At 64.7% G+C, this 16365-nt stretch carries 21 protein-coding genes; 3 read left to right on the plus strand and 18 right to left on the minus strand.

Annotated elements, in window-relative coordinates; genetic code table 11:
- Positions 1–121: 121 nt before the first annotated feature.
- The 6 genes from NQ034_RS10000 to NQ034_RS10020 form a co-directional block, all read right to left on the minus strand.
- Entirely contained in the window at positions 122–628 is a 507-nt protein-coding gene (locus tag NQ034_RS10000; RefSeq protein WP_257048635.1) for a GNAT family N-acetyltransferase, read from the minus strand.
- Between the two features lie 86 nt (positions 629–714).
- Positions 715–1677, minus strand: coding sequence for a hypothetical protein (locus NQ034_RS10005; RefSeq protein WP_257048636.1), 963 nt, complete (start codon positions 1675–1677; stop codon positions 715–717).
- Between the two features lie 262 nt (positions 1678–1939).
- A complete protein-coding gene (locus NQ034_RS16440) occupies positions 1940–2149 on the minus strand; it encodes a putative quinol monooxygenase (protein ID WP_373566600.1) in 210 nt (69 codons plus the stop codon).
- Complete coding sequence (locus tag NQ034_RS10010) at positions 2146–2445, minus strand: HigA family addiction module antitoxin (RefSeq protein WP_257048752.1); 300 nt, start codon at positions 2443–2445, stop codon at positions 2146–2148. The genes NQ034_RS16440 and NQ034_RS10010 overlap by 4 nt, the downstream gene beginning before the upstream one ends.
- A gap of 9 nt (positions 2446–2454) precedes the next feature.
- Positions 2455–2736 (minus strand): type II toxin-antitoxin system RelE/ParE family toxin, encoded by a 282-nt coding sequence (locus tag NQ034_RS10015; protein WP_257048637.1) that lies wholly within the window; start codon positions 2734–2736, stop codon positions 2455–2457.
- 433 nt (positions 2737–3169) lie between these two features.
- Complete coding sequence (locus NQ034_RS10020) at positions 3170–3733, minus strand: TetR/AcrR family transcriptional regulator (protein ID WP_257048754.1); 564 nt, start codon at positions 3731–3733, stop codon at positions 3170–3172.
- On the opposite strand from NQ034_RS10020, the gene NQ034_RS10025 reads away from it, so the two are divergent.
- Both NQ034_RS10025 and NQ034_RS10030 read left to right on the plus strand, forming a co-directional pair.
- On the plus strand, positions 3654–3863 hold the full coding sequence (locus NQ034_RS10025) for a hypothetical protein (protein ID WP_257048758.1): 210 nt from the start codon (positions 3654–3656) through the stop codon (positions 3861–3863). The genes NQ034_RS10020 and NQ034_RS10025 overlap by 80 nt on opposite strands.
- Before the next feature lie 94 nt (positions 3864–3957).
- Positions 3958–5715: an oleate hydratase gene (locus tag NQ034_RS10030; protein ID WP_257048638.1), complete on the plus strand. Its 1758-nt coding sequence runs from the start codon at positions 3958–3960 to the stop codon at positions 5713–5715.
- A 46-nt stretch (positions 5716–5761) separates the two neighbouring features.
- On the opposite strand, the gene NQ034_RS10035 is transcribed toward NQ034_RS10030, so the two are convergent.
- The 7 genes from NQ034_RS10035 to NQ034_RS10065 all read right to left on the minus strand — a co-directional run bounded on the left by NQ034_RS10035 (position 5762) and on the right by NQ034_RS10065 (position 10211).
- A complete protein-coding gene (locus NQ034_RS10035) occupies positions 5762–5983 on the minus strand; it encodes a DUF2254 domain-containing protein (RefSeq protein ID WP_257048639.1) in 222 nt (73 codons plus the stop codon).
- A 331-nt stretch (positions 5984–6314) separates the two neighbouring features.
- Positions 6315–7175, minus strand: a complete 861-nt coding sequence (locus tag NQ034_RS10040) for a 3-hydroxyacyl-CoA dehydrogenase (protein ID WP_257048641.1) — start codon at positions 7173–7175, stop codon at positions 6315–6317.
- Positions 7176–7242: 67 nt separating this feature from the next.
- Positions 7243–7569 carry a hypothetical protein gene (locus tag NQ034_RS10045; protein ID WP_257048643.1) on the minus strand — a complete coding sequence of 109 codons (327 nt, stop codon included), beginning with the start codon at positions 7567–7569 and terminating at the stop codon, positions 7243–7245.
- A gap of 270 nt (positions 7570–7839) precedes the next feature.
- Positions 7840–8163: a hypothetical protein gene (locus tag NQ034_RS10050; RefSeq protein ID WP_257048645.1), complete on the minus strand. Its 324-nt coding sequence runs from the start codon at positions 8161–8163 to the stop codon at positions 7840–7842.
- A 49-nt stretch (positions 8164–8212) separates the two neighbouring features.
- The gene (locus tag NQ034_RS10055) at positions 8213–8998 is read right to left on the minus strand and encodes a low temperature requirement protein A (RefSeq protein ID WP_257048647.1); all 786 of its coding nucleotides are present in this window, start codon (positions 8996–8998) and stop codon (positions 8213–8215) included.
- 83 nt (positions 8999–9081) lie between these two features.
- Complete coding sequence (locus NQ034_RS10060; protein WP_257048648.1) at positions 9082–9411, minus strand: nuclear transport factor 2 family protein; 330 nt, start codon at positions 9409–9411, stop codon at positions 9082–9084.
- A gap of 44 nt (positions 9412–9455) precedes the next feature.
- Positions 9456–10211 carry an SDR family oxidoreductase gene (locus NQ034_RS10065; RefSeq protein ID WP_257048649.1) on the minus strand — a complete coding sequence of 252 codons (756 nt, stop codon included), beginning with the start codon at positions 10209–10211 and terminating at the stop codon, positions 9456–9458.
- 63 nt (positions 10212–10274) lie between these two features.
- On the opposite strand from NQ034_RS10065, the gene NQ034_RS10070 reads away from it, so the two are divergent.
- Positions 10275–10958 carry a TetR/AcrR family transcriptional regulator gene (locus NQ034_RS10070; RefSeq protein ID WP_257048650.1) on the plus strand — a complete coding sequence of 228 codons (684 nt, stop codon included), beginning with the start codon at positions 10275–10277 and terminating at the stop codon, positions 10956–10958.
- Between the two features lie 176 nt (positions 10959–11134).
- Here the strand turns inward: NQ034_RS10070 and NQ034_RS10075 are convergent, their stop codons facing one another.
- From NQ034_RS10075 to NQ034_RS10095, 5 genes are all read right to left on the minus strand, one after another.
- On the minus strand, positions 11135–11545 hold the full coding sequence (locus NQ034_RS10075) for a hypothetical protein (protein WP_257048651.1): 411 nt from the start codon (positions 11543–11545) through the stop codon (positions 11135–11137).
- Between the two features lie 89 nt (positions 11546–11634).
- Positions 11635–12720 (minus strand): redox-regulated ATPase YchF, encoded by a 1086-nt coding sequence (gene ychF, locus NQ034_RS10080; RefSeq protein WP_257048652.1) that lies wholly within the window; start codon positions 12718–12720, stop codon positions 11635–11637.
- A 46-nt stretch (positions 12721–12766) separates the two neighbouring features.
- Entirely contained in the window at positions 12767–13306 is a 540-nt protein-coding gene (locus NQ034_RS10085; protein WP_257048654.1) for a hypothetical protein, read from the minus strand.
- A 141-nt stretch (positions 13307–13447) separates the two neighbouring features.
- Entirely contained in the window at positions 13448–14476 is a 1029-nt protein-coding gene (locus tag NQ034_RS10090; protein ID WP_257048656.1) for an LLM class flavin-dependent oxidoreductase, read from the minus strand.
- A 119-nt stretch (positions 14477–14595) separates the two neighbouring features.
- A complete protein-coding gene (locus NQ034_RS10095) occupies positions 14596–16302 on the minus strand; it encodes an APC family permease (RefSeq protein ID WP_257048657.1) in 1707 nt (568 codons plus the stop codon).
- Positions 16303–16365: the final 63 nt, after the last annotated feature.

Genomic DNA, 16365 nt, shown 5'->3' on the forward strand with positions numbered 1-16365 from the left:
CACTCGCGCTACGTCGCTGATGGACATGATGCAGTCCGCCGACGTGGACCCCGTGATTCTATAAGGGCTCATTGCAGATAGGACGAATGTCAGCCGCCGAGGAGCGCTTCGAAACTCAGTGTCAGACGTGGAAACGGAACCCCACCACATCACCGGTTACTTCTCCTCCCGACAACGCCATGTGCAGTAACGGATACGGAAGACCCTGCTGGTCCGCCTCGCTTCGACCAACGACCACGAACCCGTGCCGACGGTAGAACTCGGAGGCCTGCGTGTTCTGCTCGTTGACGTCAACGGTTGTCACACCGTTTCTGGCGACGACGGCCTCCAACAATGCAGAACCGATCCCGCTGGCTCGCTGACAGGCGTCAACAAAGAGCATCTCCAGTCGGCGCTCTCCGACACCTGCGAACCCCGAGACCACACCGCCACGCTCTGCCACGTACACGTCGACTTCTGGCAGGTAGTCCGACTCAAGTTGCGACTGAATCTGGTCACGATGCACCGGAGCCAAGAAGTCGTGCGTCGCATCTACAGCGCTCCGCCAGATCTCGACAAGCCTGGGATACTCCCTCGCGCCGTTCACCGGCCGAATACAGACTGCAGAATCACGGCTGCGCAAACTCACTTCTTTCCTCCTCCAGAGGGGTATTCCGCTATACGTTAAACCGGAACTCCACCGAGTTCCGACACGGAGCAACCTCTACAACGCGATTAATGCTCCCTACCATCAAGGGGATCAGTTTCTAACTCTCCCGCTTCGAACCCAATACTCCAAGGTAAATACGGACCCATACCAAAAAATGTCCATCCGACTCCATTGCGCCACACCAACGTCAGAACCGTCGCACCCCGCGCCCCACAGCGCGTATCTCGATCATCGAGGAGACGAACGTATGCTATGCGAGGCGTCGGATACCAGACGTGCAGCGCTAGGTTAGCAGTTCTAAGTATTTTTCGAATTTCTAACAACTCGTCTTCGGGTGTCTCGTTCCACCCAACTGCTTGGTCAACCAAATACTCGTGAAATTGTTGATCAGCAATACTCTCATCGTTCGCAACTGTAGTAAACGCAAAGACAATTGCAAGTGGATTATATGGATTCTCGACAGGACCGGCCTGAGCCAGAGAAAATTCATCCTCGGCCTCTACCATCGCTGCTGCGATTGGCCCTTTCACTTTTTCTAGCTTTCCATCGAATTCCCGTCTCCACCGACCACCTTCGTGATCGCTGAAAACCACCTCCGCTACGAGCCCTCGGAAAGCATCGTGAGCAAATTCACCAAAACCCAGCATCCCCATAGTCACGTCGTAGACAAATTCTCGCTTCGGTGGAAGGACCGGAATCACTCTCGGTGCGGATAGTGGTCCGAGTCGAATCACACCGTCACCAGTCTCGATCCCGCAAGTAACTTCAGCTTTAAAAACTGGCTCATCAGATTCATTTGCGAGATGCAGATAGACTGATCGCTGATAGTAATCTCCATCAGCACTTGGACTATAGCTGTGTTCAAGCCAAGCAGATACCAAGGAGGCGACTTTCCTCCGTGCAAAAATACGCCGGCGTACAGAAATAACAATGGCGACCGTCGCTTGGCAGAGAGCAACGACCAGAGCCACGACAACAGCGCCAACCGTCCCGATCGTAGTCCAATAGTCATAATTGACTTGGTCCATTGTCCCTCTTCACTGCTTCTCAGCGACGAACCCACGAACCCAGGTCGTCAGTGGCGTAGCTGTCATACAAGTATGCGGCCTCGGCTACTCGAAGACACCATACATCTCACTTCGCTCAGCGAGAAGTTACACATTGAACCTAAACTCCACCACATTCCGACACAAATCAATCTCTGGCACTGTCGAGCTATTTGGCACTCGTCCCGAAGGCGTAGTCCCGCCTGATTCCAGCAGTTGCATGTCCCCAGCCGCTCGTCCGCACTCACGCCTGATGAGCGTCAAACCCTGACTCATCAGCTAATCTCTCGGCAACCGACCAAATAAGCGGATCCCCCGTTTGCACAACCTCAAAGAGAAGACAGCCGGCCTCTGCCCGAGTGAGTTCAATATGTCGGGGCTGGTAACGGCAGACGGTCTCCACCTCTGCGTCGTCCGCACACCGGAGGAGACCCGCCAACTCGTTCACGCTCACGCAACCTTCAGTGGGGTAATCTCTGCGATCTGGCCGGCGGCTCGGTCCTCGGCAATTTCCAGATCATAACGAGTCTGCAGATTCAGCCAGAACTGGGGGTCCGTACCAAAGTAGCGCCCCAGCCGAAGTGCAGTGTCAGCGGTTATTGCACGCTTGCCGTGGACGATCTCATTGATTCGACGGGGAGGTACTCCAATGGACACGGCCAGCTTGTGCTGTGTGATCCCGAATCCTCCGATGAAGTCCTCCATCAAGACCTCACCAGGATGGATCGGTGGGTAGAGCTTCTCGGACATCATGCCTCCTCAGTGGTAATCCTCGATCTTCACGTCTTCTGGCCCAGCATCCGTCCAACGGAAGCAGATCCTCCACTGGTCATTGACCCGGACGCTGTACTGTCCCCGCCGGTCGCCCTTCAACGCCTCAAGGCGGTTGCCGGGCGGGACACGCAGAACTTGTAACGTCGTTGCCGCATCCAGAAGATGCAGCTTCCTGTTCTCGGCTTTGTGGATTCGCGGATCAAGTCGCTTGACAGGTTTACGGAACCACACGCGCTCCGTATCCCGGTCGGCGAACGATCTGATCATGACGAAATGCCGCCACACCTAACGCGACACGTCAATAACGCTATACGTTAAACCGGAACTCGACCACGTTCCGTAGCCGAATAACCTTTGACGTAGATTGACTCCATGAGTGCTGAGCCTCGGCGGGTCGCCGTCTACCTGCGGATCTCTCAGTATCGCGAGAACCGTCGCCTGGGCATGGACCGCCACAGGGAGGACGCCGAGGCGCTCATCAAGGCTAGAGGATGGACTCCAGCAGGGGTCTACGAGGACAACGACATCTCCGGCAATGGAGTTCTCCGATGCCGCCATCGCCCCCGCCCTGCTGGGCGAGGACCTGACGGTGGGCCCCACACGACCCCGGCGGGCACGCGCCTGCCGGCCACGCGGTGGGCAATCGCGGCGGCGCCGGCCGGTGCCAGCGGCGGCTCGAACGGCCCGGACGGCTTCCGGGTCACCGGGCGGCGCCCGCCCCCGCCACCACGAGGTCGATGAGCCGGCGGAGCACCACATCGACGTCCTCGCCGTCGATCCGTCTCTGCCGGGAGCGGTTGAGCTCGGCCAGCACCCCGGCGACGATGAGGCGGGCGCCGGCCGCCGCAGCCGCACCGGGCTCGTCGCCAGCAGTGCCTGTCGCACCGTCCCGCGCCGCTCCGATCGCACCGGAAGCGTCGGCCCGGCCGTCCTGCAGGCGCGCGGCGATCTGCTCTTCGAGGCGATCGACGTGGTCGAGGACCCGCCGGCGATGCGGCATATCCGCACCGAAGAGGATCTCGCGGGCGACCCACGTCGTGGGCTCGGGCCAGCGGCGCATCGCGGCGACGAACGGCGAGATCAGCTCCGCGATCTGGGCCGCGGTCTCCCCCGCCGCCGGCGCGGAGCGCGGCGGGGCCGTGTTCGCCTGCTCGTGGGCGCCCCAGAGCGGCTCAGCGACCATCATGAGCAGCTCCGCCTTCGTGGCCGCGTACTGGAAGACGGTCCCCTGCGCCACATCCGCGACGCGCGCGACCTCGCTCATCGACGTGCGCTCGAACCCGCGCTCCTCGAACAGCGCCAGCGCCGCGGCGAGGATGCGGGCGCGCTTGTCCGCCTTCGCCCGCTCGCGCCTGCCCGGCGCCGCCGCTTGCCCGTGCCGCATGGAATCCTGAGTCCTCACACCGCGATTGTAGTCGACTCATTATTGAGTACACTCAATTACGAGGCCGGACGACCGCCGTCCGGCCTCGTCGGGAAGGACGGACCATGGAACACACGGCAGGCAACTACGAGGCATTCGCGCGCCCCCGCCCCGCGCGGCACGCCCAGGAGACGAAGGCGTACATCGTCGGCAGCGGGCTGGCCGGGCTCGCGGCGGCCGTCTTCCTCATCCGCGACGCCGGGGTCCCCGGCGCCAACGTCACGATCCTCGAGAAGGGCGAGACCTCCGGCGGTGCCCTCGACGGCCTCGACGTCCCAGAGAAGGGCTTCGTCATCCGCGGCGGCCGGGAGCTGGAGAACCACATGGAGTGCCTGTGGGACATGATGCGCTCCATCCCCTCCCTGGAGCTCGAGGACGCCTCCGTGCTCGACGAGTTCTACTGGCTCAACAAGGACGACCCCAACTACTCGCTGCGTCGCGCCACCGTGCGCCAGGGCGAGGACGCCGGCCACGAGGGCCGCTTCGACCTGCCGAAGCGGGCGCAGAAGGACCTGTTGAAGATCTTCCTCGCCGAGCGCTCCGAGATGGAGGGCAAGCGCATCGACGAGGTGATGGGCCGCGAGTTCCTCGACTCGCCGTTCTGGATGTACTGGCGGACGATGTTCGCCTTCGAGGAGTGGCACTCCGCGCTCGAGTTCAAGCTCTACCTCCACCGCTTCATCCACCACATCGGCGGGCTGCCCGACTTCACTGCGCTGAAGTTCACGAAGTACAACCAGTACGAGTCCTTCGTCCTGCCGCTCATGCACTACCTCACCGAGCACGGCGTCGTCTTCCGCTCCGGCACCGAGGTCCTCGATGTGGACTTCGCCCACCGCAACGGCGAGATCCGCGCCACCGCGATCCGCTGCCGCCGCGACGGCGCCGAGGAGACCATCGAGCTCGGCGAGCACGACCTCGCGCTCATGACGATCGGCTCGCTCGTGGACAACTCCGATGACGGCGACCACCACACGCCCGCAGCCCTCAACGAGGGCCCGGCCCCGGCCTGGGACCTGTGGAAGCGCATCGCGAGAAAGAACCCGGCGTTCGGGCGCCCGGAGGTCTTCTGCTCCTCGATCGAGGAGACGAAGTGGGAATCGGCCACCGTCACGACGCTCGATGAGCGCATCCCCGCCTACATCGAGCGCATCGCCCAGCGCGATCCGTTCAGCGGCCGCGTGGTCACCGGCGGCATCGTCACCGCCGAGGACTCCTCCTGGCTGCTGAGCTGGACGGTCAATCGCCAGCCGCACTTCAAAAAGCAGCCGAAGGATCAGATCGTCGTCTGGGTCTACGGTCTGTTCGTCGACGTCGACGGCGACTACGTGAAGAAGCCCCTGGCGCAGTGCACCGGCGAGGAGATCACCCAGGAGTGGCTCTACCACCTGGGCGTGCCCGTCGAGGAGATCCCCGAGCTCGCGGCGACCGGCGCCCGGTGCGTGCCGGTCATGATGCCCTACGTGACGAGCTTCTTCATGCCCCGCCGCGCGGGTGACCGGCCGCAGGTCGTGCCGGAGGGGGCGGCGAACTTCGCGTTCCTCGGGCAGTTCGCGGAGACCGGCCGCGACACGATCTTCACGACCGAGTACTCGGTGCGCACCGGCATGGAGGCCGTTTACGAACTCCTCGACGTGGAGCGCGGCGTGCCGGAGACCTGGGGTTCCACGTACGATGTGCGCGACCTGCTCGAGGCCTCGGCGCGCATGCGCGACGGCAAGAAGGTGGAGATGCCCGGCCCGGCCGCGCTGCGCGGCTACCTGCGCGGCAGGCTCGAGCACGGGGAGATCGGCCAGCTCCTCGAGGAGCACGGGCTCATCTGAGCCCCGCCCACCGCGGGTGCGCCTCGGGCCCGGTCCCGAGGCGCGCCTAGGCTGGTCCCATGTCGCCCACCGCTCCCCTCGGCTCCGAATCCCGCCTGCCCGCCGCCTGGCGGCCCTGGCGCCGGCCCTCGCGATCGGCCTGGAAGACCGGCGATATGCGCACGGACAGGGCGGTGACGCCCCGGCTCATGGCGGGCGTCAGCGCGCTGAAGACGAGGCCGGCCAAGGTGACCATGGCCCCGGAGATGATGCCCAGCAGCGAGCCCACGGCCCCCCGCGTCGAGCTGCGGGTAGTGCAGCGGCGGCGCGAGCGCGCGGTCGAGGGCAGGCAGCACGGCGCCGATGGCGAGCAGGAAGAGGCGCAGGGGGATGCCCCACATCGTGGGCACGCGGACGTGGCGGCACATGGCGGCCCATTCGCGGCGGTCGGCGGCTGTCTCCCGGCGGGCCGGGCCCGCCTCGGAATCGCCGTCCCTCAGCGCTGCACCCACACGGACCTCCTCGCGACCGGGCCGCCCGGCGGCGCGCCCGCCGCACCCGTGGCGCGGCAGGTCGAGCCTACCGAGCGCGGCCCACCTCCACCACAGAGCGGGCGGGACTCAGCCCTGCGGGTCGTCGTAGAAGCCGCCGCCCGCGCCGGCGCCCATGCGTCCGCGGTCGATGTAGTGCTCCTTGAGCCAGGCGGCGAGGCGCTGGCTGTGCTCATCGCCGCTCGACAGGATGTTGTAGGCGGTGCCAAGGCCCACGACGTCGTAGATCTGGAACGGTCCCATGGGCGCGCCCGTGGCGATCCGCCAGACGTTGTCGACGTCCTCTGGCTGTGCGTAGCCGCCCGCCGCCAGGTCGAGGGCCGCATTGAGGAAGGGCACGAGCAGCGAGTTGAGCACGTAGCCGGGGCGCTCCTTGAGCACGGGGATGGGCACCATGCCGATGGCGCGGGCGAACTCCACGACCGTGTCGAAGACCGCGGGGCTCGTCTCCGCTGTGCCCATGACCTCGGCGGTGTTGAACTTCCAGATCTGGTTGGCGAAGTGCAGGGCGAGGAAGCGGTCGGGACGCCCCGTGAAGTCCTTCATGTCGCTGGGCAGCAGGGTCGAGGAGTTCGTCGCGAAGATCGTGTGCTCGGGGGCGAGCGCCGCGAGCTTCTCGTAGGTCTCGCGCTTTATGTCGAGGCGCTCCGGGACGGCCTCGATGATGAGATCGGCATTCCCCGCGGCCTGCGCGAGGTCCGTCGTCATCGCCAGGCGCTCGAGCGCTGCCTGCGTGCTGGCCTCGGTGGAGCCCTCGACCTCGGCCCGGTAGGCGGTGACGAGCGCGTCCAGGCGCTTGCGGCCGGCGCTCAGGGCCTCGTCGCCGATGTCGTAGACGGTGACGTCGAAGCCGGAGTAGGCGGTCTGGTAGGCGATCTGGGCGCCGAGCACTCCGGCACCCAGCACGGTGACGCGGGCGATGTCGCTCATGGTGTTCCTCCTCGATGGGCCGCCGGGGCGGCAGCCGCGCAACCTGCGCGCCTATTTTTGAGCTTACTCATTTTTCCGCGCACGGCAAGGGCGCGGCCCGGCGCCCGCTCCCCTGGAACTCGCGCAGGAAGATCTGCGCCCCGGCGGGCCCAATGCCGGGAAAGGCGCGCAGCAGGCGGCTCAGGGCCGCGGGCTCCCCGTGCCCCGTTGCACGCAGCCGACGCAGGTCACCGCCGTAGTCCGCGAGCAGGTGCGCGGGCATGCGGCCCAGGCGGGTCGCAGTGCTCTCGTCGTAGCGGCGGTAGCCGGCGCGGCCCAGCGCGGCGACGCGCTGGCGGTGCGTCGAGGCGCGCATGTGCGCCGGGGGTGGTGAGGCCGGCGTCCCACAGCTCACGCGCGGCGGCCACCGCGATGTCCGCCCCATCGTGGTCCCTTCGCAGTGGAGCAGGTCCATCGGAATCTTAGCTATGGCCACCGACAACGAGAGATGTGTTCGGGCCGCAGAAGGCATCTATGGACCTATCGCCAGACGTTGGATCGGAACACTCAGACCCCTTGCCCGCAGGGCCCAAGCAACACAGCCCCTGGTCAGGCCGGCTCCCTACACATTGAAGCGGAACTCCACCACATTCCGGCACTAAGAACCATCTCGGGCTCTAGCAGATCATTTGTGTGGTGTGCTGGTCTGCCTGAGATGAGCTGTACGCGCGGCAAGTATGGCGGTCACGGCGAGTACCGAGACGCTGAGCAGGATCACCGGCAGCTGATGGTCGAGAAGCACTGCGCCCAGACCAATGAGGGCGAGTACGCCTACAGCGATAAAGCGGGACCGCGCCAATCGACCGAACCTGGAGCGCAGGAACAGGACGTTTCCGATGAGGTAGACGATCGGTCCTGCGACCGTGACGAGGACGATCGCGGGCGTGAGGTGCTCGTGTGAGAGACGCAGCTCAATGGATACCGCGACGAGGATCGCCCCCAGCACCATGAGTGCGTGCGCGTAGGCATATGCGGACCGCAGCGCACCTGTGGAGGAGTCACCCCCCCGCGGTCTCCGGCCCGGCGAGGGCGAAGTAGTTCCACCAGAGGACGAACAGGGAGGCGAAGCCCACCAGCACGCTCACCGCCAGAGCGACTGTGAGTTGTCCGTGGGTGACGATTGTGCCGCCCATGAGCAGCACAGACTCGCCGAGGGCGATGATGAAGACGAGGCGGTTGCGTTCGGCGAGGTGTTCAGCGTCGGTGTCCCACGCGCTCATGGGCGCAGCACCGATCCCCGGGATCCTGTAGTCGGCCAGTGGCGCGGCGTAGTCGATGAGGACGGCGATCAACCAGGCCAGCAGCCGCCATTCGGCGGGCAGTGCAGCCCCCATGACCCAGAAGATGCCTGCGAGCAGGGTCCACAGCAGCAGCATCCGGTAGTTCGACGCGAGCTGCTGTCCGCGGTGTGCGATCATCATGAACACCGGCCGTAGGATCCCCATGAACAGGTAGCAGCCGACGAACAGCCATGCGCCGTCGCCGAACGCGCTGGGGATGGCGATGGCCATGCCGAGTGCGGCGAGCATGAGGACCCCGGAGAGCAGTTGCACGGCCGTGCGGGACGGGTCGAGCCAGTTCATCGCCCACGCGGTGTAGTTCCACCCCCACCACACTGCGGCGAAGACGACCATGGTCTGCGCTGCCCCCGTCCACGACAGGTGCTCGATGAGCAGATGTGAGAGCTGGATGATGGCGAAGACGTAGACCAGGTCGAAGAAGAGCTCGACCGGCCCGACTTCGGATCGACGGTTCCCGGGGCGTGCTAGCGGAACGATGGTCATGCGGTGGGTCCTCACAACGTGGCTCGGCACGGCAACAGCGGCAGGCGGGCGTCGACCGGATCGACGTCCGCCTGTCGCGGTCTTCAGCCTTCGCGGATGGTCATCTTGGTGAGCTTGTCGCCATCGATCTCGAAGACAAACGTCGAACGGCCGTTGGCATGGTTGGAACGCCAGTCACCGATGACGGTGACAGTGCTGCCCGTGGTTCCAACCTCTTCGACAGTCAAGGTGCCGCGGGAGCCGATGAACTCTCTATCGCTCCATGCCTTGATCTGCTCCCGGCCGGTGAACGTGCGCCCCCAATCGTCAACAGCCCCGGCGGAGGTGAAGGCGTCGAGGAATGCCTCGTCGTCGTGGGCGTTCACGCGCTCCAGGAATGACGCGACCGGCTCAGGAATCTGTTGCGTGGTCATGATGGAATTCTCCATGGTCTCGTTGTCGGTGCGGAAATGTCGGCTCAGCGGGTGGTGTATCCGCCGTTGGCCAGGATGGTCTGGCCGGTGATCCACCAGCCCTCGGTGGCGAGAAAGCGCACGATCGGGGCGATGTCCTCGATCTTGGTGAGCTGGTTGCCCATCCCCTGGGACTTATGGAACTCGACTCGCTCCGGGGTCTCCTGTCCGTAGAAGAACGGCGTGTCCATCGGGCCCGGCGCGATGGCCGTGACAGAGATCCAGCGGCCCGCGAACTCCTTGGCCGCGGCGCGGGTGAAGTGCTCGACGGGAGACTTGCCGCCGGCGTAGGTCGAGTAACCGTCGGTGAACGCTGCCAGCAGCGAGGTGACGATCGTGATGATCTTTCCACCGTCGGCCAGGTGCTTGCCCGCCTCCTGGATGAAGAAGTAGGCGGCCTTGGAGTTGATGTCGAACATCGAGTCGTACTCGTCCTCGGTGGTCTCGACGATCGGCTTTCGCAGCACCTTGCCCGCGGTGTTCACCGCCACGTCGATCGTGCCGATCGCCGCCTCCGCGTCCGCAAACAGGCGGGCGACGTTAGCCGGCACCGTCAGGTCAGCCTGGATGATCGCACCCTTGACGCCCGATGCCTCGACAGCCGCTAGCGTCTGCTCGGCATCGACCCGACTGGCTTCGGAGTTGAAGTGAATCGCGACATTTGCGCCGACCTGCGCAGCCTGGCGGGCGACGAGGCCGCCGAGGTTCTTCGCCCCGCCTGCGATCAGAACGTTCTTGCCGGAGAGTGTATGGTCCGTCATGTCAGCCCTTCGTATCATTGATATGTAACAGTATGCCACTGCTACATCAGGTACTGTATCAGCATGACAGGTGCAGTCGGAAGCGATACACGAGGACGGCTGATCGCCGCTGCGGCAGACCTGATCGCCGCCGCCCCAGGGGAGGACTTCTCCCTGCGGGCCGTGTGCGACGCCGTCGGCGTGAAAATGCCGACGCTGTATCACTTCTTCGGATCGAAGCAGGGCCTCATCGATGCTGTCGTCGAGCACGGCTTCGACCTGTACCTCGGACAGAAGGCGTCGATGGAGTCCTCCGGCGACCCCATCCAGGACATCCGAGCCGGCTGGGACGCACACGTCTCCTTCGGCCTGGCCAACCCGGGCTTCTACACGCTCATGTACGGGAAGGTGCGCCCCGGCCACTCCCCCGCTGCGCAGTCTCGGCCCAGCGAGATCCTGCGCGGCCTCGCGGCCCGCGCTGCCGCCCAGGGCCGCCTTGTCGTGCCCCCGGATCAGGCCGCTGCGCATGTGCTCGTCACCAACATCGGTGTCACGCTGCGCCAGATCATCCTTGCCCAGCCCGACCCGACGCTCTCAACCGCCGTCCGTGAGGGCACGATCGCGGCGATCACCGGCACGGACGCGCGAGCCGCGACTCCCCTGGCGACCACCATCGAGATTGCTGCCTCCCAGCCCGAGGTGCTCGGGCAGACTCAGACGCAGCTGCTCATCGAGTGGCTCACACGCCTCACCGATCAGAAGCCCTGACGCCATCCCCAGGCGATTCCCGGACAATGAGTCGACGGGGTCGAGCGAAGAGCTCGCTCCAGGATCGGCAGAGACCGCAGTCAGGGTTCCGCGAAGCGCTCCGGCTAGTCGAGCTGCACCGCTTACCGCGGCCCAGAGATCGAGCACGCCGAGCTCGGCAACGACCGTGCAGCGGTTCAGCGCTCGCGAGGGGCGAGAGCCGCGATAGCCTCATCATGAGGAAGCAGCAGATGCGCGACACGAGACCGCTCACCCTCGTCCTCTTCGTCTTCCCAGAGGTCGGTGAGCAGTTCCCGCACAAGCTCTGCGAACGTCGCGAAGACCGCATCCGGCTCATCGCTCTCGGGCCCCCAGATGAGATAACGACCTTGCCCCGCGAACGCGTGCTGCGTGCCGCACGACCACAACGGAACCAGGTCCTCAGCCGTTCCGCGCTGGATCTCCTCTGCAGGCTCGCGAAATACGGCATCGGCACGATAGAACAGTGCCGGACTGACAGACTCGCCGCCCTCAGTCGCAATGCGCGCAACTGCTTCCGGGAGACCGAGCTTGCGGATCCGTGCGGCGAGGTCAGCACTCGATGTCATACCGCCATCTTCCTCGCTCGACGGCGCACGCGTCCATCGCGGAAAGGGCTCGTCGATCGCGGTACTGCGTCACCGTCGAACCACGGAGCTCACACGTTGAAGCGGAACTCCACCACATCCCCATCGACCATGACGTAGTCCTTGCCCTCCATGCGGACCTTGCCGTGGGCCTTCGCCTCGGCCATCGACCCCAGTTCGTCCAGGTCCTCAAACGACACGATCTCGGCCTTGATGAAGCCGCGTTCGAAGTCCGTGTGGATGACGCCGGCGGCCTGCGGGGCGGTGTCGCCCTGGTGGATCGTCCAGGCGCGCGATTCCTTGGGACCGGCGGTCAGGTAGGTCTGCAGACCCAGGGTGGCAAATCCCACCCGGGCCAGCTGGTCCAGGCCGGGCTCGTCCTGCTCGGACAGCTCCAGCATCTCCAGGGCCTCGTCATCGTCGAGCTCCGCCAGTTCGGACTCGAACTTGGCGTCGAGGAAGATCGCCTCGACCGGCGCCACCAGGGCGCGCAGTTCGTCCTTCTTCGCAGGATCGCCCAAGATGTCATCGTCGACGTTGAAGACGTAGAGGAACGGCTTGGCCGTCATCAGCTGCAGTTCGCGGATCGGTTCGGCGTCGAACTTGCCCTGCTGCATCTGCGAGTACAGCGTATGACCGTCCTCCAGGATCGCCTGGGCCTTCTTCATCGCATCCAGGACCTCGGGTTCGGCCTGCTTGCGCTTGACTTCCTTTTCGATCCTGGGGAGCGCCTTCTCCAGGGTCTGCAGATCGGCGATGATCAACTCGGTGTTGATCGTATCCAGGTCGGAGGCAGGACTGACGGCGCCGTCGACGTGGACCACGTCCGGATCGGAGAACCCGCGGACCACTTGGCAGATCGCGTCGGCCTCGCGGATATTGGCCAGGAACTGATTGCCCAGGCCCTCACCCTCCGAGGCACCGCGCACTATGCCGGCGATGTCGACGAAGCTGACGGTGGCCGGCAGGATCTTCTCGGAACCGAAGATCTCGGCCAGGCGGTTCAGGCGCTTGTCCGGGAGTTCGACGACGCCCACGTTCGGCTCGATCGTCGCGAAGGGGTAGTTCGCCGCGAGTACCTGGTTCTTGGTCAGTGCATTAAACATGGTCGACTTGCCGACATTGGGCAGTCCCACGATTCCGATTGTCAAAGCCACGGTCACCAAGTCTACCGGGCCGCAGGCCACACGGCGCCGGGGCCCACTATCGCTTGGGACACGTCACCGCGGGCTCCACGCCCACCGGACATGCACCTCGCTCAATCCCCTGCCTGACGGCGTATCGCCCGTCCTGCGAATTCCAGATCCGGTCGTACTGCCGCAGGTCTCCGATTGCATAGTCATACGTGTCGGCATCAAACCCCTGCAGTGGCACACCCGCCGGATAATACTGCCCGAACGGGGCACCGTCCTGGTCGAACTGGAACACTCCCCCGCCCAGGTCCTTGGGCGAACCGTATCGGTCGATCCGGTAGGAGCTGCCGCTGTCGAATACGACCTTGGGCAGTTTCACTTCGAAGCAGGCGTCCGCACTATCGTCCAGATAGACATCGCACCAGTGGCCGTTGATCGCCGCGGCCCCTTCGGACTTCGTCGGGACGGCCGTCTCCCGCCCACCGGTCCTCGGCGCCGAGGACGCAGTCGGGGTGGGGACGGCATCATTGGATTTCGGTGTGGAGGAACAGGCCGAGGTGGTCATCACCACGAGGGCGACCAACGCTGGGAGGACACGGTGGGCCGACATGGCGGCCTTTCGTTTTTCACCTCACCCTAGCAAGCTCGAACCCACCACGATCCGGCCCGCAACAGCCCTGGACACAACGGAGCCGTCGAGGCGCACTCGGGCGAGTGTGCCTCGACGGCTCGGTGCCACATCCGCGACCGGCTAGGAGTTCGCGGGCTCCCAGCCCAGCTCGGGGGCGATGTACTTGGCGAAGGACTCCAGCAGGCGGGCGTTGAAGTCCACGCCCAATTGGCTGGGAATGGTCAGCATGAGCGTATCGGAGTTCATCACGGCCTTGTCCTGGCGCAATTGCTCGACCAGCTGATCGGGTTCGCCCACATAGGACTTGCCGAAGGTGGTCTGCAGCCCGTCGATGATGCCGATCTGATCCTCGGAATCACCGCCCATGGCCGAATACATGAGCCGGTCCTCCTCGGTGACGATGGGGAAGACCGAACGGCTCACGGAGATGCGCGGAGTCCAGTCGTGTCCGGCCTGTGCCCAGGCCTCCTTGTAGACCTCGATCTGGTCGTTCTGCAGATCGCCCAGCGACTGACCGGTGGCCTCTTCCACCAGGGTCGAGCTCATCAGGTTCACTCCCTGCTGCGCGGCCCATTTGGCGGTCTGGAAGCTGCCGGCGCCCCACCAGATGCGGCGGTCCAGGCCCGGCGACTGCGGTTCGACCCGCAACAGCCCGGTGCGTCCGAACTGTGCGGGATCGGCCGGGCCGACCCCGCGGCCGCGGATCGCGTCCATGAACAGTCCGAAGTGGGCTCGGGCGATATCAGTCCCCCGCACGTCCTCGGACCCGGTGTAGCCGAAGGCCTCATAACCGCGCAGGGCGGGTTCTGGTGACCCCCGGCTGACGCCGAGTGCCACTCGGTTATCGGCGATCAGGTCCAGCTGCGCTGCTTCCTCCGCCATGTACAGCGGGTTCTCGTAGCGCATGTCGATCACACCGGTGCCGACCTCGATGCGCTTCGTCGTGGCGGCGATCGCCGCCAGCAGCGGCATGGGCGATGCCGACTGCTTCTGCCAGTGGTGGACGCGGAAATACGCGCCATTGACACCCAGGTCGTCTGCCGCCTGGGCTATGCCGATGGCCTCGTGCAGGGACTGGCGGGCATCGGGGTTGCCCAACCCGCCTCCGGTCCCGTAATGGCCGAAGCTCAAGAATCCGAATTTCTTCATGTCCAGATCAACTTACTTCAACCTTTAACTATTCCGCAAGGGAAGAGATCTCGGACACCATAGAGCGCTCCGCCCGGCGGGCCTTTCCGCAACCCGGCCGAACGGAGCGCTCCTGTCGCTCACTCCTCCACGGAGGAATTCGCCTCGTGTTCGAACTCGGCCACCCGCTGTGCGACATCGTCATGGGGCAGCACCGACTTCTGCGCCCAGAAGAAGATGACGAGGCTGTAGACCAGCAGCACGGGAATCGCCCACCAGAACACCGCCGGGGTCGCATCCGAACCCTCCGGAGTATTGCGCGCGGGGTCCATCAGGAAGCTGATCAGGGCCAGGCCCGCCAGCCACACGATGGCCCAGACGCCGTTGCGCCAGTGCAGTTTGGCGATATGGTCAGCGTTCTTGCCGAAGAGGTACATGCAGGCCAGCACGATCAGGCCCAGGATGATCGCGATGAACAGCTTCTCGTTGGTCTCCCAGCCCGTCCAGTAGACGATGAGGTTGGCGAACCAGAAGGCGACCATGGCGATGAACTGCCCACCGGGAAGTTTGAATGGCCGCGGGTGCTCGGGCAGCCGTTTGCGCAGTGCGGACAGGACCAGGGGGCCGGCGGCGAAGGAGATCACCGAACCGGAGGTGATGAACCCGACCATCTCCTGCCAGGAGGGGAAGGGCATGAGCAGCACACAGCCCACGATGAAGGTGAAGATCAGGCTGCCGGCGGGAACACCGTGCTTGGAGATCTTCCCCAGGAACTTAGGCGCGTTCCCGTTGCGGGAGATCGCATAGGACACCCGTGCAGCCACGCCGACAAAGATGAGGCCGGTGTCGGCCGGCGAGACGATCGCATCGATGTAGAGCAGGGCCGTGAGCACACCCAGGCCGGCCAGCGTCGACAGAGCGGCCAGCGGGCCGAAGTCATCGTCGAAGCTCAGGCCGGTCCACGATCCCGCGCGGTCCAGGATCTCCGCGGGCACGCCCACGGTGAAGGCCAACTGCAGCAGCGCGTAGATGATCGCGCACACACCCACCGACAGCAGAATCGCCAGGGGAATGTTCCGTTTCGGGTTCTTGGTCTCGCCGGCCAATTCGATCGGCTGCCGGAAGCCCGTATAGGAGAACACGATTCCCGCGGTCGCCACGGAGGTCAGGACAGCGGCGAAGCCGTGCGGGGCGAAGCCGTGGGAGGTGAAATTCGAGGGCCCGCCCATCTTCATCGTGAAGAAGCCACAGATCAGGAAGACCGCGACCACCAGGACGATCATAAACAGCTTCCACCAGACCATGACGTCGTTGATCCGGGCGAAGAGCCGGATTCCGAAGTAGTTCAGTCCGGTGAACACCGCCATCAGCACGATGCCCACGACGATCCCCATGGGGGTGAGCACATGCGAGGTGGTGCCGCTGCTGCCGACGACCGCAGTGGTGAAGGGCGCGAATTTAGTCCCGTACGTCAAGACGGCCATGACCTCGATCGCCGGTGTGGCCGCCGCGGCGACCCACATGACGAAACCAAGGGCATACGATCCCAGGGACCCCCAGACCAGGTGCGGATAGCGCACCACACCGCCGGAGACGGGGAACATCGGGCCGATTTCGGCGAAGCAGAAGGCGATCGCCAGGATCATCACCCCGCCTATCAGCCAGGAGAACACGGCCGCGGGACCCGCGATCATTGCGGCGTTATAGGCGCCGAACAGCCAGCCGGAGCCGATGATGGATCCGATGCCCATGAAACTCAGGGAAATCAAACCAAGGCGTCTCTTCATCGACGGTTGGCCTTCGAAACCGGTCGTGGGGCCGGGGCTTGCAGTGGTGCTATCAGTCACGGGGGACCTCCTTCTCACTTGAGCGTGAGCCAGATTACCCCGATATATAAAGTGGTTCAAATC

Origin of the sequence: Brevibacterium moorei, assembly GCF_024580735.1 — a bacterium.
GTDB lineage: Bacteria > Actinomycetota > Actinomycetes > Actinomycetales > Brevibacteriaceae > Brevibacterium > Brevibacterium moorei.

Coding starts and splice junctions, on each gene's coding strand:
- NQ034_RS10005 (WP_257048636.1), bottom strand. CDS start 1,677: ATGGACCAAGTCAATTATGACTATTGGACTACGATCGGGACGGTTGGC.
- NQ034_RS10010 (WP_257048752.1), bottom strand. CDS start 2,445: ATGTCCGAGAAGCTCTACCCACCGATCCATCCTGGTGAGGTCTTGATG.
- NQ034_RS10015 (WP_257048637.1), bottom strand. CDS start 2,736: ATGATCAGATCGTTCGCCGACCGGGATACGGAGCGCGTGTGGTTCCGT.
- NQ034_RS10025 (WP_257048758.1), top strand. CDS start 3,654: ATGAGCAGCTCCGCCTTCGTGGCCGCGTACTGGAAGACGGTCCCCTGC.
- NQ034_RS10020 (WP_257048754.1), bottom strand. CDS start 3,733: ATGAGCGAGGTCGCGCGCGTCGCGGATGTGGCGCAGGGGACCGTCTTC.
- NQ034_RS10030 (WP_257048638.1), top strand. CDS start 3,958: ATGGAACACACGGCAGGCAACTACGAGGCATTCGCGCGCCCCCGCCCC.
- NQ034_RS10040 (WP_257048641.1), bottom strand. CDS start 7,175: ATGAGCGACATCGCCCGCGTCACCGTGCTGGGTGCCGGAGTGCTCGGC.
- NQ034_RS10050 (WP_257048645.1), bottom strand. CDS start 8,163: ATGGTGCTGGGGGCGATCCTCGTCGCGGTATCCATTGAGCTGCGTCTC.
- NQ034_RS10055 (WP_257048647.1), bottom strand. CDS start 8,998: ATGACCATCGTTCCGCTAGCACGCCCCGGGAACCGTCGATCCGAAGTC.
- NQ034_RS10060 (WP_257048648.1), bottom strand. CDS start 9,411: ATGACCACGCAACAGATTCCTGAGCCGGTCGCGTCATTCCTGGAGCGC.
- NQ034_RS10065 (WP_257048649.1), bottom strand. CDS start 10,211: ATGACGGACCATACACTCTCCGGCAAGAACGTTCTGATCGCAGGCGGG.
- NQ034_RS10070 (WP_257048650.1), top strand. CDS start 10,275: ATGACAGGTGCAGTCGGAAGCGATACACGAGGACGGCTGATCGCCGCT.
- NQ034_RS10075 (WP_257048651.1), bottom strand. CDS start 11,545: ATGACATCGAGTGCTGACCTCGCCGCACGGATCCGCAAGCTCGGTCTC.
- NQ034_RS10085 (WP_257048654.1), bottom strand. CDS start 13,306: ATGTCGGCCCACCGTGTCCTCCCAGCGTTGGTCGCCCTCGTGGTGATG.
- NQ034_RS10090 (WP_257048656.1), bottom strand. CDS start 14,476: ATGAAGAAATTCGGATTCTTGAGCTTCGGCCATTACGGGACCGGAGGC.